The 745-nt window shown below is 67.9% G+C and carries 2 pseudogenes; both read left to right on the forward strand.

Annotated elements, in window-relative coordinates:
• A pseudogene (locus tag Y705_RS23090) lies at positions 1–354 on the forward strand (bifunctional [glutamine synthetase] adenylyltransferase/[glutamine synthetase]-adenylyl-L-tyrosine phosphorylase); the annotation flags it as partial.
• A pseudogene (locus Y705_RS18235) lies at positions 345–745 on the forward strand (bifunctional [glutamine synthetase] adenylyltransferase/[glutamine synthetase]-adenylyl-L-tyrosine phosphorylase); the annotation flags it as partial. The pseudogenes Y705_RS23090 and Y705_RS18235, both read left to right, overlap by 10 nt.

The raw sequence follows: 745 nt of genomic DNA on the forward strand, positions 1-745 counted from the left end.
GCCACGTCCAGCTACCCTCCCGACGACGTCGCGAAGGTGCGCCTCGCGGTGATCGCGATGGGAAAGTGCGGCGCGGGTGAGCTGAACTACATCTCGGACGTCGACGTCATCTACGTCCTCGACGCACCAGGTCTCGATGAAGCGCAGGCCACCCGGATCGGCACCTTCCTCGCGTCCGGGATCTCCCGCGGGGTCTATTCGCCGGGAATCGAACCGGCACTCTGGGAGGTGGATGCGAACCTGCGACCCGAGGGCCGGGACGGTCCGCTGGTCCGCACGCTCGAGTCGCACCTGAGCTACTACGAACGATGGGCGCAGATGTGGGAGTTCCAGGCGCTCCAGCGGCGGCGCTCGAGGCGTCGCTCGCCGTCGCCCGCCGGGAAGCCACGTCCAGCTACCCTCCCGACGACGTCGCGAAGGTGCGCCTCGCGGTGATCGCGATGGGAAAGTGCGGCGCGGGTGAGCTGAACTACATCTCGGACGTCGACGTCATCTACGTCCTCGACGCACCAGGTCTCGATGAAGCGCAGGCCACCCGGATCGGCACCTTCCTCGCGTCCGGGATCTCCCGCGGGGTCTATTCGCCGGGAATCGAACCGGCACTCTGGGAGGTGGATGCGAACCTGCGACCCGAGGGCCGGGACGGTCCGCTGGTCCGCACGCTCGAGTCGCACCTGAGCTACTACGAACGATGGGCGCAGATGTGGGAGTTCCAGGCGCTCCTGAAAGCCCGGGCCGTGGCGGG

It is taken from the genome of Arthrobacter sp. H41 (genome assembly GCF_000520535.1).
Lineage (GTDB): Bacteria > Actinomycetota > Actinomycetes > Actinomycetales > Micrococcaceae > Arthrobacter_D.